At 73.2% G+C, this 13,936-nt stretch carries 13 protein-coding genes; 3 read left to right on the top strand and 10 right to left on the bottom strand.

Annotation, left to right across the window (positions count from 1 at the left end):
* Positions 1-23 precede the first annotated feature (23 nt).
* Together V6D49_RS16760 and V6D49_RS16765 are read right to left on the bottom strand one after the other, a co-directional pair.
* Positions 24-2,618 (bottom strand): bifunctional FO biosynthesis protein CofGH, encoded by a 2,595-nt coding sequence (locus tag V6D49_RS16760; RefSeq protein ID WP_340560677.1) that lies wholly within the window; start codon positions 2,616-2,618, stop codon positions 24-26.
* Positions 2,619-2,705: 87 nt separating this feature from the next.
* Entirely contained in the window at positions 2,706-4,889 is a 2,184-nt protein-coding gene (locus tag V6D49_RS16765; protein ID WP_340560679.1) for a D-alanyl-D-alanine carboxypeptidase, read from the bottom strand.
* A gap of 184 nt (positions 4,890-5,073) precedes the next feature.
* Here V6D49_RS16765 and V6D49_RS16770 point away from each other — a divergent pair, with 184 nt between their 5' ends.
* The 3 genes from V6D49_RS16770 to V6D49_RS16780 all read left to right on the top strand — a co-directional run bounded on the left by V6D49_RS16770 (position 5,074) and on the right by V6D49_RS16780 (position 7,362).
* Positions 5,074-5,826, top strand: coding sequence for a GOLPH3/VPS74 family protein (locus V6D49_RS16770; protein WP_340560681.1), 753 nt, complete (start codon positions 5,074-5,076; stop codon positions 5,824-5,826).
* 206 nt (positions 5,827-6,032) lie between these two features.
* The gene (locus tag V6D49_RS16775) at positions 6,033-6,896 is read left to right on the top strand and encodes a helix-turn-helix domain-containing protein (RefSeq protein WP_340560682.1); all 864 of its coding nucleotides are present in this window, start codon (positions 6,033-6,035) and stop codon (positions 6,894-6,896) included.
* A gap of 259 nt (positions 6,897-7,155) precedes the next feature.
* Positions 7,156-7,362, top strand: a complete 207-nt coding sequence (locus tag V6D49_RS16780; RefSeq protein WP_340560683.1) for a DUF397 domain-containing protein — start codon at positions 7,156-7,158, stop codon at positions 7,360-7,362.
* A gap of 166 nt (positions 7,363-7,528) precedes the next feature.
* Here the strand turns inward: V6D49_RS16780 and V6D49_RS16785 are convergent, their stop codons facing one another.
* The 8 genes from V6D49_RS16785 to V6D49_RS16820 all read right to left on the bottom strand — a co-directional run bounded on the left by V6D49_RS16785 (position 7,529) and on the right by V6D49_RS16820 (position 13,747).
* Positions 7,529-7,915, bottom strand: coding sequence for a VOC family protein (locus V6D49_RS16785; protein WP_340560685.1), 387 nt, complete (start codon positions 7,913-7,915; stop codon positions 7,529-7,531).
* Entirely contained in the window at positions 7,912-8,205 is a 294-nt protein-coding gene (locus V6D49_RS16790; RefSeq protein WP_340560687.1) for an ArsR/SmtB family transcription factor, read from the bottom strand. The genes V6D49_RS16785 and V6D49_RS16790 overlap by 4 nt, the downstream gene beginning before the upstream one ends.
* Before the next feature lie 126 nt (positions 8,206-8,331).
* On the bottom strand, positions 8,332-9,303 hold the full coding sequence (trxB, locus tag V6D49_RS16795) for a thioredoxin-disulfide reductase (protein WP_340560689.1): 972 nt from the start codon (positions 9,301-9,303) through the stop codon (positions 8,332-8,334).
* Positions 9,300-10,598, bottom strand: a complete 1,299-nt coding sequence (locus V6D49_RS16800; RefSeq protein WP_340560691.1) for a S8 family peptidase — start codon at positions 10,596-10,598, stop codon at positions 9,300-9,302. The genes trxB and V6D49_RS16800 overlap by 4 nt, the downstream gene beginning before the upstream one ends.
* A 128-nt stretch (positions 10,599-10,726) precedes the next feature.
* Entirely contained in the window at positions 10,727-11,176 is a 450-nt protein-coding gene (locus V6D49_RS16805; protein WP_340560692.1) for a thioredoxin family protein, read from the bottom strand.
* A 69-nt stretch (positions 11,177-11,245) separates the two neighbouring features.
* Positions 11,246-11,620, bottom strand: a complete 375-nt coding sequence (locus tag V6D49_RS16810) for a rhodanese-like domain-containing protein (RefSeq protein WP_340560693.1) — start codon at positions 11,618-11,620, stop codon at positions 11,246-11,248.
* Positions 11,617-13,020 carry a purine-cytosine permease family protein gene (locus V6D49_RS16815; RefSeq protein WP_340560695.1) on the bottom strand — a complete coding sequence of 468 codons (1,404 nt, stop codon included), beginning with the start codon at positions 13,018-13,020 and terminating at the stop codon, positions 11,617-11,619. The genes V6D49_RS16810 and V6D49_RS16815 overlap by 4 nt, the downstream gene beginning before the upstream one ends.
* The gene (locus V6D49_RS16820) at positions 13,007-13,747 is read right to left on the bottom strand and encodes a tRNA-dependent cyclodipeptide synthase (RefSeq protein ID WP_340560697.1); all 741 of its coding nucleotides are present in this window, start codon (positions 13,745-13,747) and stop codon (positions 13,007-13,009) included. The genes V6D49_RS16815 and V6D49_RS16820 overlap by 14 nt, the downstream gene beginning before the upstream one ends.
* Between the last annotated feature and the right edge of the window lie 189 nt (positions 13,748-13,936).

Genomic DNA, 13,936 nt, shown 5'->3' on the forward strand with positions numbered 1-13,936 from the left:
CCGCAGATCCCCGCCAGCGCTTTTCACTCCTCCAGGACGGGCAGGAGCGCCGGGAGGTGGCCGTCGGAGGCGGCCGCGGCGGCGACCCGTTCGGCGGGGACCTCCCCGTACGTCGTCGTGCGCGGCCGGGCCGGGCGGCCCGCCGCCTCCGCGATGGCCATGAGGTCCCGCACCGAGCGGTAGGAACCCCAGGAGGAGCCCGCCATGCGGGAGATGGTCTCCTCCATGAGCGTGCCGCCCAGGTCGTTCGCGCCGGACCGCAGCATCTCGGCGGCGCCGTCCGCGCCCAGCTTCACCCAGCTCGTCTGGATGTTGGTGATGTGCGGGTGCAGCAGGAGGCGCGCCATCGCCGTCACCGCCCGGTTGTCCCGCAGCGTCGGACCGGGTCGGGCGACACCGGCCAGGTACACGGGCGCGTTCGTGTGGATGAACGGCAGCGTGACGAACTCGGTGAAGCCGCCGGTCTCCTGCTGGACGCGGGAGAGCGTGCGCAGGTGGCCCAGCCAGTGCCGGGGCTGGTCGACGTGCCCGTACATCATCGTGGCGGACGAGCGCAGGCCGAGCCCGTGGGCCGTCGTCACGACGTCGATCCAGGTGGCCGCCGGCAGCTTGCCCTTCGTCAGCACCCAGCGCACCTCGTCGTCGAGGATCTCGGCGGCCGTGCCCGGGATCGAGTCCAGGCCCGCCTCCCGGGCCGCGCTCAGCCACTCGCGCACCGACAGGCCGGTGCGCGAGGCGCCGTTGACGATCTCCATCGGGGAGAAGGCGTGCAGGTGCAGCCCCGGCACCCGCTCCTTCACGGCGCGGGCGAGGTCGAAGTACGCGGTCCCGGGCAGGTCGGGGTGGATGCCGCCCTGCATGCAGACCTCCACCGCCCCCACGTCCCAGGCCTGCTCCGCCCGGTCCGCGACCTGGGAGAGCGAGAGCGTGAAGGCGTCGGCGTCCGTGCGGCGCTGCGCGAAGGCGCAGAACCGGCAGCCGGTGTAGCAGACGTTGGTGAAGTTGATGTTCCGCGTGACGACGTAGCTCACCTCCTCCCCGACGACGTCGCGGCGCAGCGCGTCGGCGACGCGGCACAGCGCGTCCAGGGCGGGCCCGTCGGCGTGCAGGAGGGCGAGCGCCTGCTCGTCGCTGAGCCGCGTGGGGTCGTCGGCCGCCTGCGCGAGTGCGGCCCGCACATCGGTGTCCAGCCGCTGCGGCACCATGCCCGGGGCGGCGGCCTCGCGCAGCGCCGCCCAGTCGCCGTACACCTCGTCGAAGTCCTCGCGCCGGTCCCCGGTGCGGCCGGTGGTGTCGACGGTCCGGTGCAGGTCGGTGCGGCCGACCGCCGTGAACACCTCGTCGGGCTCCTGCCACGGACGTCCCACCACGGCCGCGTCCGGCCGGGCCAGCCCCGTCTCCGGGTCGGCGAGCGCCGTGACGTGGGGGAGCAGCCGCGGGTCCAGCCACGGCTCCCCGCGCCGGACGAACTCCGGGTAGACGCACAGCCGTTCCCGCAGCGCGAACCCGGCGGACGCCGACCGCTCGGCCAGCAGGTCGAGCTGCGGCCAGGGGCGTTCGGGGTTGACGTGGTCGGGCGTGAGCGGTGAGACGCCGCCCCAGTCGTCGATGCCCGCGCCGATGAGTCGCGCGTAGGCGTCGTCGACGAGGTTGGGCGGGGCCTGGAGGCAGCCGGCGGGGCCCATGACGTGCCGGGCCACGGCCACCGTCGCGACGAGGTCGTCCAGTTCGGCGTCGGGCGTGGCCCGCATCGCCGTGTCCGGCTTGGCCCGGAAGTTCTGGATGATCAGCTCCTGGAGCCCGTGGTACGACCGCTGCACGCGGCGCAGCGCGAACAGCGACTCGGCGCGTTCCTCGGGCGTCTCCCCGATGCCGATGAGCAGCCCGGAGGTGAACGGGACGCTGGAGCGGCCCGCGTCCTCCAGCACCCGCAGCCGCACCGCCGGCTCCTTGTCCGGCGAGCCGTGGTGCGGGCCGCCCGGCTCGCTCCACAGCCGCGTGGCCGTCGTCTCCAGCATCATCCCCATCGACGGGGCGACGGGCTTGAGCCGCTGGAAGTCCGTCCACGTCAGGACGCCGGGGTTGAGGTGCGGGAGCAGCCCCGTCTCCTCCAGGACGAGGATCGCCATCGCCCGCACGTACGCGACGGTGTCGTCGTAACCCTCCGCGTCCAGCCAGGCGCGCGCCTCGGGCCAGCGGTCCTCCGGCTTGTCCCCGAGGGTGATCAGGGCTTCCTTGCAGCCCAGTTCCGCCCCCCGCCGGGCGACGTCCAGCACCTCGTCCGGCGACATGTACATCCCGTGCCCGTCACGCCGCAGTCTGCCGGGCACGGTCGCGAACGTGCAGTAGTGGCAGCGGTCCCGGCACAGCCGCGTCAGCGGGAGGAAGACGCTCTTGGAGTACGTGATGACGCCCGGTCGCCCGGCCGCCGCCAGCCCCGCGTCCCGTACCCGGGCGGCCGAGGCGGCGAGGTCCTCCAGGTCGTCCCCGCGCGCCTGCAGCAGCACGGCCGCTTCGGTGACGTCCAGCGCGACGCCGTCCCGGGCCCGTCTGAGGGCCCTGCGCATCGCGTTGGCGGTGGGAGGGGCGGCGGGCGAGGGGCTGGGGTCCGACGTCATGCCCCGAGCGTACGACGCCGCCCCCGCCCCCGGCCGGACCCGTTCCCGCAGGCCGGGGCGTCGCGCCCCGGCCCATCCGCGCGGTGCCTAGAGGACGCGCGTCAGCTTCGCTCCGGCGCCCGGTTCGCTCAGCGGCTCGGCGAGCGCGACCGGCACCTTCACCTGGCCGGGGCCCTCGCCGACGGTCAGCACGCCGACCTCCGTCCCGGCGTCGGCCTCGCCCGGCACGCCGTCGGCGCCCTCGGCCAGCTCCAGCCGCACCGTCAGGCCCGGCCAGCCGACGGCCTCCACGTCCTCGGTCGCCACCAGCCGCGTCCGGCCGCCCAGACCGTCGTCCACGACGCCGACGACGTCGCCCTCGCGCACGACCGTCTCGGCCGTCAGCGCCTTCTGGGCGGAGAGGATGAGCTCCTTGCCCGCCGCCAGGACGCTGTCGATGATCGGCGGCTGATGCTGCCCCAGCACGGCCCCGATGATGAGCTGCCGCGTGCCGCCGATGTCCGCGTACGCGGCGAACAGCAGGTTGCCGCCCGCGGCCGTGGTCGTGCCCGTCTTGATGCCGACCGTGCCGTACAGCGGCACCAGCCGGTTCCAGTTGGCGTGCTCCTTGCCGTTGCGGTCCGTGTACGCCGGCTTGGCCACGACGTCCCGGAAGACCTCCATCTCCATGACGGCGCGGCCCAGCTTCACCTGGTCCTCGGCCGTGCTGACGGTCTCCTTGAGCAGCCCGCTCGGGTCGGTGTACGTGGTGTTCTTCATGCCGAGGTCCTGCGCGGCGGCGTTCATCTTCTCGACGAACGCCTTCTCCGAGCCCGCGTCCCAACGGGCCACCAGACGGGCCACGTTGTTCGCGGAAGCGATCATCAGGGCGTTGAGGGCCTCCTCCTGAGTGATCGTTTCGCCCTCCTCGACACCCACGGTGGACTCGCCCTGCTCGCTGTAGCCCGCCTCCTTCTCGGCCGTGGCGTCGACCGGGATCGAGGCCCCGGGCTCGCCCGCCTCCATCGGGTGCTCGGTGAGCAGCACGTACGCCGTCATCGTCTTCGCGACGCTCGCTATCGGAACCGGCTTCTGCTCACCGTGCGTGCCGAAGGAGCCCAGCCCCTCGACGTCGAGCGCCGCCTGGCCCTCCGTGGGCCACGCGATCTCGGGACGCTCCCCCTCGAAGGTGTACGTGTCCGTCGCGGTCAGTTCCAGCCCCGGCTCGGGCAGCGGACGCAGGAGCTGGGCCGTCACGAGGACGATCGCCAGCAGCACGACCAGCGGCGTCCAGATCTTCACCCGGCGCACGAAGGTGCGCAGCGGCGTCGGCGGGGGAGCGGGCCTGTTCGTCAGCTCCGCCAGCAGGTCGACGGCCCGCTGGCCCGGCACCGGTGGCAGCGGCTGCTGCCGCGTCCGCTCCGGTTCGGGCGCCTCGGCGGTCGCCGCGTCCCGCGCGTCGTGCCGCAGGGGGACGTACCGGCTCGCCGCGCCGTCCGCCCCGGCACCGGATTCCGGGGTCGGGTCCGGTTTCGCGTCCGGTTTCGCCTCGGGCTCGGTGGCCGGCTTCGTGTCCGCGTCCGGTTTCGCCTCGGGCTCGGGGTCCGGCTTCGCGTTCGCGTCCGGCTTCGCGTCCCTGCCCGGCTTCGCCTCCGGGTCGGGCTTCGGGTCGGGCTTCGGGTCCGGCGCCGGCTCCGGGGCGACCGCGCGGAACGCCGTCGTGGGGGGATCGGCGGCCGGGGCGGCCGGTTCGACCTCGGGGCGGGCGCCGTCCTCCTCGGTGTCCCCGTCGTCCGACCGTGCGGCGTCGGGCCCGGCGTCGGCGGGGGCCGCCTCCACGTCGGCGGGGTCCGCCTCGCCCTCGGAGGCCGCCGGGGTGCGGATCACCGCCGTGGGACGGTCCACCGGGGGCGGCGTGTCGGTGTCCGCGGCGTCCCGGGCCCCGTCGGCCGCCTGCGGCTCCGGATCGGCCGCCTCCGGGCCGTCCGGGGTCGCTGCGGGCTCTGTGGGCGCTGTGGGCCCGGTGGGGTCCTCGGGCTGCGGGCCGGGGGGTTCCGCCGCCGCCGTGCCGCCCGCCGCCGGGGCCGCGTCCGGTTCCGGGCCGTCCGCCCGCGCCCCGGCGTCGGCCCGGGTGCCGTCCTCGCCGGACGGCTCCGTCTCGGACCTGCCGAAGGTGCCGCGGGGATCGACGGCGGTCCCCGCGCGGCGTCCCGAGGGAACCACCGGGCCGCCCTCCGTCGTCTCCCCCGACGACATCCGCTGCTCCGACCTCTCGGGGGACTCGCCCGCCACCGTGCCTCCTGAATTCCGCTTCCGTACCCGAACCAGTGTCTCGCGGGCAGCGCGGTCAACCCGGCTCCCGAGCCGCTAGACGAGTACGACATACCTATCGGTTCCCTCACATAGCGGTCAGGCACCCTCGACAGAACATTGTGAGAGGGGTCACCCTGTCATTCATCCACGCGGGGAGGCATGGATGGGCAGGAGCCGCAGAACCATTCCGGAGGAGCTGCTGCTGCTGGCTCTGGACCCGGCCACGGGTACCACTGCACAGCCGCAGTCGCTAGACCTCGGCCTCGCCGGAGCACAGCTCGTCGAGCTGGCTCTGGCCGGGCGAATAGCCCCAGATGGGGACCGTATCGCCGTGGTGCTGCCACGGCCGACCGGAGATCCGACACTGGACTCCGCGCTCGAACTGCTGCGCAGGCGCGGCAGTCCCGTGCGCGCCGTCCACTGGATCGGCGGGCCCCGGCTGGGGCTGCGCCAGACGTATCTCACACACCTGGAGCGGTGCGGCATGGTCCATGCCGTCAACGGCCAGATGTGCGGGGTGCTGCCGACGACGCGCTACCAGGCCACCGAGACGGCGATCAGCCGTGAGATCAGGGCCCGGCTGGACGCGGCGATCCGCACCGGCGTACCGCCGGACCCACGGACGGCCGCGCTCGCCGCGCTGGCGCACGCCGTCGGGCTGGGCAAGCACCTCTACCCGGGCAACGAGGGACGCTCGTGCCGTTCCCGGCTGCGTGACCTGATCCGGCACGACCCCATGGGCGGGCTGGTCGCACACGCGGTGATGGACGTGCAGAGCGGCGCGGCGGGTTCCCGGCGCGCGGCGGCCGCCGGTGGCGGTGGCGCCGCCCCCCGGGGAGCCCCGGTGGCGTCCGCCGGAGGCGTGCCCGCGCAGCCCCGGCGGGCGGGCATGGTCCGCGTCGTCGGCGTCCGCTGAGCACCGCAACCTGACCGCCCAGCCGGCACCCGCAGCCACCGGGTGCCGGCTCCGGGCTGCCCGCGACCGTCCGCACACGGGTACGACCCCGTGCGCGCGTCCCCCTACGGGCGGTGGTCGAGTTCCGGCAAAGCCGGGGTGCGAACGCTCAGTTACTGGCACTCTGCTGTGAGCCAGCATTCGGCGAACAGCGGAGGTGCACGGCCGTGGCGTCCAACGTCAACCCCACAGTGAGAAGGCGGCGACTCGGGCAGGAGCTGCGCAGGCTCCGCGAGGAGAGGGGCATGACGGCCGAGGAGGTCGCCGACCGGCTGCTCGTCTCGCAGTCGAAGATCAGCCGGTTGGAGAACGGCCGCCGCAGCATCAGCCAGCGGGACGTGCGCGACCTGTGCAACGTCTACGCGGTGGAGGACCGGCGCATAGTCGAGTCCCTCATGCAGATGGCCAAGGAGTCGCGGCAGCAGGGCTGGTGGCACGCCTTCGGCGACATCCCGTACAGCGTCTACATCGGCCTGGAGACGGAAGCGGCGTCCCTGCGCATCTACGAGCCGCAGATCGTCCCCGGCCTGCTCCAGACGCAGACGTACGCGGAGGCCGTCATCGCCGGGGCCCTGCCCGAGGCGTCGGCCTCCGAGGTGGAGAAGCGGGTACAGGTCCGCATGCGCCGCCAGCAGCGCGTCTCGGCACCCAGCCCGCTGCGGTTGTGGGCCGTCCTCGACGAGTCGGCGCTGCGGCGCCGGGTCGGGGGCCGGCAGACGATGATCGAGCAGTTGGAGCACCTGTGCGAGCTGTCCCGGCTGCCGCACGTCACGGTGCAGGTCATGCCGTTCTCCATGGGCGCGCACCCGGGTGTGAACGGTCAGTACGCGATTCTGGAGTTCCCCGACACGGCCGACTCCACGGTGGTCTACCTGGAGGGCGTCACGAGCGACCTGTACCTGGAGAAGGCCCAGGACGTGCAGAGCTACAGCGTCATGTACGAGCACCTGCGCGCCCAGGCCCTCAGCGCCGACGACAGCCGGGGGTTCATCCAGGACGTCACCAAGGAGTACGCCCGCGAGACGGTGTGAGGCCGGCCTCGTGCCTCCGGCCCGGGCCCCGGCGCGCTGGCCGGTATGCGCTCACCGGTGGATGCGGGGCCGAACAGTACACCCCTGCGACTTACCTGCGCAGGCGCTCCCGGTATATGCCACACGGTCGAGTGAACGCTCCCTTCCGCATCGCTGAGGGCCGAGTACGGTCGATCATGTGCCAGTAAGAAGACTGGCTTCTCACACTGAATCCCTTCCCTCGCGACATGGGGGGATATAGGGGAAGACGGGAGCAGACATGGCAATCCGGCAGGGCAGGACCACGGGCTGGGTGAAGTCCAGCTACTCGGGAGCCAACGCCTGTGTGGAGGTGAGGTCCCCGGTCCGGGCGAGCATCGCCGTGCGGGACTCCAAGGACCCGAAGGGTCCCTCCATCGCCTTCGCCCCGGCCTCCTGGACGTCCTTCGTGGGCGCCGTCGACGGTGGAGCGCTGGGCCGGGCCTGAGCAGTGGAGTGGCCGCCGCGTGCTCCGCGCCCCGTCGCCCTCCCGGCCGGACCGCCGTCCTGGCCGAGGAGCGACACCGCCCGACCCCGGCAGCCCCGCTCCCTCATGCGGCGCGCACCGGTCCTCCGGGAGTGGTGCGCGCCGCCGTGTGCGGCCCTCTTCGGGGCTACGCGCTGTGGACGAGCTGGATCAGGTTGCCGCAGGTGTCGTCGAGCACCGCGGTGGTCACCGGCCCCATGGTCAGCGGCTCCTGGGTGAAGCGCACTCCACGCCCCCGTAGCCGGTCGAACTCCGCCCGGACGTCGTCCACGGCGAAGGCGGCGGCCGGAATGCCGTCCTCCATGAGCGCCGTGGTGAACGGCTTCACCGCCGGGTGACCGGCGGGCTCCAGCAGTAGTTCGGTTCCTTCCGGGTCCTCCGGCGACGCCACGGTCAGCCACCGGTCCTCGCCCAGGGGGACGTCGGCCTTCTTCGTGAAGCCGAGCACGTCGGTGTAGAAGCGCAGCGCCTTGGCCTGGTCGTCGACGAAGACGCTGGTCAGGTGAATTCTCATGGTCCGCTCTCCGGAGCTTCGGGGGTGAGCCACCGGGCCGTGACGCGCCTCAGGGGCTCGGTGTTGAGGTCGTGGAACTTGTAGCGGCCCTGGCGTCGTGGAACCACCAGCCCCGCCGCCTCGAGGACGGACAGGTGCTGGCTGACCGCCTGGCGGGACAGCCCCAGGCCGTGTTCGCTCGTCAGCCGTGTGCAGATCTCGAACAGCGTCTGCCCGTCCCGTTCCACCAGTCCGTCCAGGATGCGACGGCGGGTCGGGTCGGCCAGTGCCTTGAAGACGTCCTCCGTCATGGCCACCATCATAGGCAAGTTTTCGCTTGCCTATCAAGTCGGCGCCCCGTGCCGGATCAGCGCCGCCCGCCGAGGCCGCCCGCCGCCCCTCCCCGGCCTGTCGGTGGGGGCGGCGGGGGCCGGGGGCTAGGAGAAGGCCGGTTCGGGAAGCCGGTGGTCGCGGAGGCGCGCCAGGTAGCGCTCGGCGTCGAGGGCGGCCACGCAGCCGGTCCCGGCGGCCGTCACGGCCTGGCGGTAGACGCGGTCGACCACGTCCCCCGCCGCGAACACCCCCGGCACGTTCGTGCGGCTGGACGGCGCGTCCACGCGCAGGTACCCGTCCGCGTCGCGCGCGAGCACGTCCGCGAACAGCTCGCTGCGCGGGAGGTGCCCGATCGCGACGAACAGCCCCGTCGCCGCCCGTTCCTCCGTCACCCCGGTGCGGGTGTGGCGGAGTGTGAGGCCGGTCAGCCCGCTCGTCGCGTCGCCGTGCAGGGCCACGACCTCGCGCTCGAAGGCGAAGGCCACCTTGGGGTCGGTGAACGACCGCCGTTGCATCGCCCGGGAGGCCCGCAGCTCGTCCCGCCGGTGGACCACGGTGACCGAGCGGGCGTACCGGCTCAGGAACGTCGCCTCCTCCAGCGCCGTGTCCCCGCCGCCGACCACGACGAGGTCGTGGTCGCGGAAGAAGAACCCGTCGCAGGTGGCGCAGTAGGACACGCCGTGCCCCAGCAGCTCGTCCTCCTTCGCCAACCCGAGGCGGCGGTGGCCGGCCCCCGTCGCCACGATGAGCGCCCGGGCGCGGTGGGCGCGCCCCGACCGGTCGGTGACCGTCTTCACCTCCCCGGCCAGGTCGACGGCGACGACCTCGTCGTCGACCAGCTCGGCGCCGAACCGCGCGGCCTGCGCCGCCATGGCGTCCATCAGCTCGGGCCCCAGAACGCCCCGGGGGAAACCGGGGTAGTTCTCCACCTCGGTGGTGGCGGCCAACGCTCCGCCCACGAAGGCGCTGCCGCGCAGCACCAGCGGACGCAGGTCGGCCCGTGCGGCGTACAGGGCGGCGGTGTAACCGGCCGGCCCCGACCCGATGACGGCGACGTCCCGCACGGCGCCGCTCACCGCGCGTCCTCCGTGACGTCGGTCGGCCCGGTGTACAGCAGCAGGTTCCGGGAGTCGGGGCCCGCGTCCCGCACCCGGCCCTCGGTGGCGGCGGCCGTGAGCGCCGCGTCGAGTTCGACCGGTGTCGTACCGGGGTGCCGGGCGAGGTACAGCGCGGCCGCACCGGTGACCTCGGCCGTCGCGGCGGAGGTGCCGGTGATCCTGACGTAGGAGCGGTCGTGGTGCGCGCCCGCCGTGGTGATGTCGGTGCCGGGGGCGAACAGGTGCGTGCAGTAGCCGTAGTTCGACCAGGGGGGCCGTCGGTCGGTGCGGTCGGTGGCGGCCACCGTGATGGCGGTCGTCTGCCGCGCCGGGGTCGTCTCGCAGGACTCCACCCCCCGGCCCGAGTCGTCCCCGTTGCCCGCCGCCGCCGTGTAGGCGATGCCCTGGGTGGTCATCGCGTAGAGCTGGAGGTCGAGCACCGAGCCGGGCGGGCCGGAGAAGCCCAGGTTGACGACGGAGGGGCCGTCGGCGTGGGCGGTGATCCAGTCGACGGCGGACATGATGTGCTCCAGCGTCCCCGTGCCGTCGCAGCCGAAGGCCCGGACCGACCGCACGGTGGCGCCCTTGGCGACCCCGCTCCACAGCCCGGCGGCGGTGGCGGCGGACGCGGTGCCGTGGCCGTTGCAGTCCCCGGCGCCGCCGGGCCGCTGCCGGACCGCGTCGTAGGCGCCGTGGGCCCGGCCGCCCCGGAACTCCTGGTGCCCCGTCCGGACGCCGGTGTCGACGACGTAGACGTCCACCCCGGCGCCGCTGCGGGGGAAGGTGTAGACGTGGTCGAGCGGCAGGTCGCGCTGGTCGATGCGGTCCAGCCCCCAGGAGGGCGGCGAGAGTTGGATGCCGCCGGGGCCCGTGGCCTCGGCGGCCGTCGGTGTGGGCGCCTGCCCGGCTCCGCCGACCCGGCCCGCGACGCGGTAGACGCGGTCGCTGGTGATCGAGTCGACCCGGGTGTCCCCGTAGTAGCCGTCCAGCTGCTCCTCGGTCAGGGAGACGGAGAACGCCTGGGAGGCGGCGTGGTACACGCGGCGCAGCGTGCCGCCGTGCCGGTCGGTCAGCTCCTCGGCCCGCCGGGTGACGGCCTCCTCGGTGGCCTCGGTGCCGTTGACCTCGATGATGTGGACGGTGGCCGCCGGGTCGGCGGACGGGGGCGGGCCGGCCGGGCCGGCGGACGCGGCGGGGGCGGCCGTCAGGGCGGGGAGGGCCACGCCGAGGGCGACGGCGACCGCCGTCGCGGCCCTGGGTACGTGCTTCTTCATGGGGGTCGAGCCTTTCGCCTGCGCCGCACGCGGGACCACGGTGCGGCGGCGGTGGGGGGTGGGGTCGGCCCGGGCGGGGCCGGGCGTGCGGGTGCCGCCGTCGCGGGGGCGACGGCGGCACCGTGCTGTCACAGCCGGTTCAGCCAGGTGCGCAGGGAGTACGGTCCGTCGAAGCCCACCATGCGGCTACCGGCCTCCCGGCCGTCCTGGATGTTGAGCAGGGCCGGGATGCCGCGTACGCCGTACTGGCGGTACAGGTCCCGGTTCCGGTCGACGTCGACCCTCGCCCACACCCAGGCGCCGTCGTCCTCGGTGTTGTAGCGCTGGAGGTACGGCTTCTGCTTCTGGCACCAGTAGCACCAGCTCGCGGTGAAGTCGAGCACGACGGGTTTGGTGTGCGACCACTGCATGACCTGCGCGTAGTTGGCCGCGGTCACGTCGACGACGTGGGGGATCTCGGCGGGGGCGGACGTCGCGGGCACGGGAGCCGGCGCCGGAGTGGCGGCGACGGCCGGGGCGACGGCCCCGCCGAGCAGCACGGCGACGGTCGCGGTGGCGACTGCCAGTCTGCGGTACACGGTCGGTTTCCTTTCGTCGGTGAAACGGGAGGGAACGCGCAAGGTGTGGGGAACGGCTCCGGGTCCTGTTCAGCCCAGGGCGGCCTGCGTGGGCAGGCCGTGGGCGACCCAGTCCTCGATCCCCTCGCGGTACTTGCGCACGTGCGTGTAGCCGAGCGACACCAGCCGCGCGCCGACGAGCTCACTGTTGCGGCACGGCACGTTCGCGCAGTACACGACGATGGGGGAGGTGCGGTCCGGCAGTACGGTGGGCGCGAGTTCGTCGGTGAAGCGCGCCGCCCTCTCGTACGGGAAGCCGGGGATGTTGACCGCACCGGGCAGGTGCTGACGCAGGAAGTAGGCCACGGGCATCGTGTCGACCACGACGACCTTCCCGGCCTCCATCTCGGTCCTCAGTTCGTCCCTGGTCACTAGGGGCAGCACGGTGTCCTCCGGCTCTCTCATGCCGTTCGGTCGGGAAGGGGGCCTTGCCGGGCCGTTGGGTTCCGCCGGTGGCGGAACGTCAGCCCGACCGCCGCGTACAGCGCGAAGGCGGCCACGACGGCGTTGATGGCGGGGATCCCCGCGTCCAGGTACTCCCCGACGAGCGCACCGGTCGCCCAGCAGACCAGGGACAGCGGCAGCCAGTCGGGGAGGCGTTCGGGAGGCCGGGTGCCCCGGCGGGCGCGCTCCAGCCCGGCGCGGTACCGCCGCACGACGTAGTACTCGGCGATGATGACTCCGGCCACCGGTGGCGCGAGTACGCCGATGGTCTCCAGGAAGCCGGTGAAGTGGTCCGCCATGCCGACGGCCGACAGGACGGTGCCCGCCGCGCCGATGACCAGCGTCACCGTGCGGCGTCCGACGCGACGGCCGAAGAGGACGTCGATGCTGTTGACCGTGGCGAGCGCGGAGGAGTAGAGGTTCCAGTCGTTGATCTTCACGATCGCCGTGACGAGGATCAGCGTGCCCAGCAGCCCCGACGAGCCGGTGATGATGCCGACGATGTCGGCGGTGCGGGCGGCGTGGCCGAGCAGCACCGCGGTGAGCCCGATCAGGTACTGACCGAGCGTCACGCCCAGCAGCGTCTGCTTGACGACGTCGGAGGGGCGGCGGTTGAAGCGCGTCATGTCGGGGCTCATCAGGGCGCCGAGGATGAAGGCGCCCGCCACCAGCGTCGTGCCCTCCGCCAGTGACAGCGCCGGCCCCGGAGGTGCTCCCGTCAGCAGGTCGTCCAGCGAGTGGCCGACCAGGACGTCCACCACCGACCATCCGGCCAGCAGCAGGAACGCCGGCACGGTCAGGTACGCCGTCCACGCCATGACGGAGAAGCCGTGCACGGAGATGACGGTGACCACGACGCCGCCCACCACCGCCCAGGCCCATTCCGGCGCCCACCCGGCGAAGTCGTGCATGCCCTGGGCGAAGACGCCGTTCTGGACGCCGAACCAGCCCGCGAGGCTGAGCGCCACCAGCATTCCGACGGCGGCCGAGCCCTTGCGGCCGAAACCCGACCAGCGGGCCAGCACCGAGGTGGACATGCCCTCCTTCACCCCGGCGACGCCCATGAGGATCGTGATGACCTCCAGCAGCACCGACCCGACGGTGATGGCGATCACCGCGTCGGTGAACGTCATCCCGTAGCCGAGGACGGCACCCACCATGAACTGCTGGAAGGAGGAGACCTGCCCGAAGCGCTGCACCGCGACGGAGAACCACGAGTAGCGCGCCTCGTCCGGCACCGGGGTCAGCGCGTAGTCGTCCTGCACCGCGTTCTGCGCCGCGTGCTGTGCCTCGTCCGCGCCGCGCCCGGCGGCCGTCCGGGCCGGTCCGTCCTGTCTTCGCCCGGTCTCAGCCGAGGTCATGGGACGCCTCCCGCTCCACGAGGTCGCGGGCCGGCCGCCGCGCTCCGGACGTGTCCCCCGTCGGCTCGCGCACCACCAGGAAGCCCTGGTCCTCGACCGGCTGCCAGCTCAGCTCGCGGCGGTAGAAGCGCTCCAGGAAGGGGACCCGTTCGTGGTAGACGAACAGCGAGGGGCGGTGGCCCGCGATGCCCCCGGCGTCGACGAACATCGGCAGCTCGGAGAGGAAGTACCGTACGGCGCTGTGCAGTTGCGCGTCCGTCGGGCTCGTCCCCGGCGGCATCCTCCGGTCCAGTACCCAGTGCGAGGCGTCCAGACACGCGGCGCGGAGGCCCTCGTCCTGGTCGAAGCGCCTATACGCCTCGTCCAACAGCCCGACGTACCGGGGCAGGTGGTGGAGCCGTTCCATTCCGAGGATGAGGGCCGACGGGTTCGTCACCCCCAGGGAGCGCAGTGCCGTGGCGATCTTGTTGTGCACGTACTGCCCCTGGCGCTGGGCCTTGTGGCGGGCGCGGTCGGGTGCGTACCCCAGCGTCTCCAGGGTGTACGCCGCCGCCGCGTCCGGCACGAAGAAGTGCGCGGCCCCGAAGCGCGCCAGCGCCCACTGCGCCAGCCGGCGCAACCGCGGAGTGCTGAAGTAGCTGTTGAATGGACTTACTCCGATGCACACGTGCGTGGCCGAGGGTAAGAGGCTGCTACATCGTTCGGTAAGTGGTTCAAATTCAAACATGTTTCCCCTCGGGCAGTGTGTGGACAGACCCCCCTCGCGCCGCCGGGCCGTCGGCTCGGGAAGCGATGAGTGGAATGGTGGCGGGCGCCGGTGGAGCTGAATACTGCCGTGCGGCTATGCCACTCCCGCACCTCCCGAACGGGCAGCGGAGCGTGCCCGTGGGTAAACGGTTGGTGACCGGCCCGCACG

It is taken from the genome of Streptomyces sp. GSL17-111, assembly GCF_037911585.1.
In the GTDB taxonomy this organism is placed as follows: Bacteria; Actinomycetota; Actinomycetes; order Streptomycetales; family Streptomycetaceae; genus Streptomyces.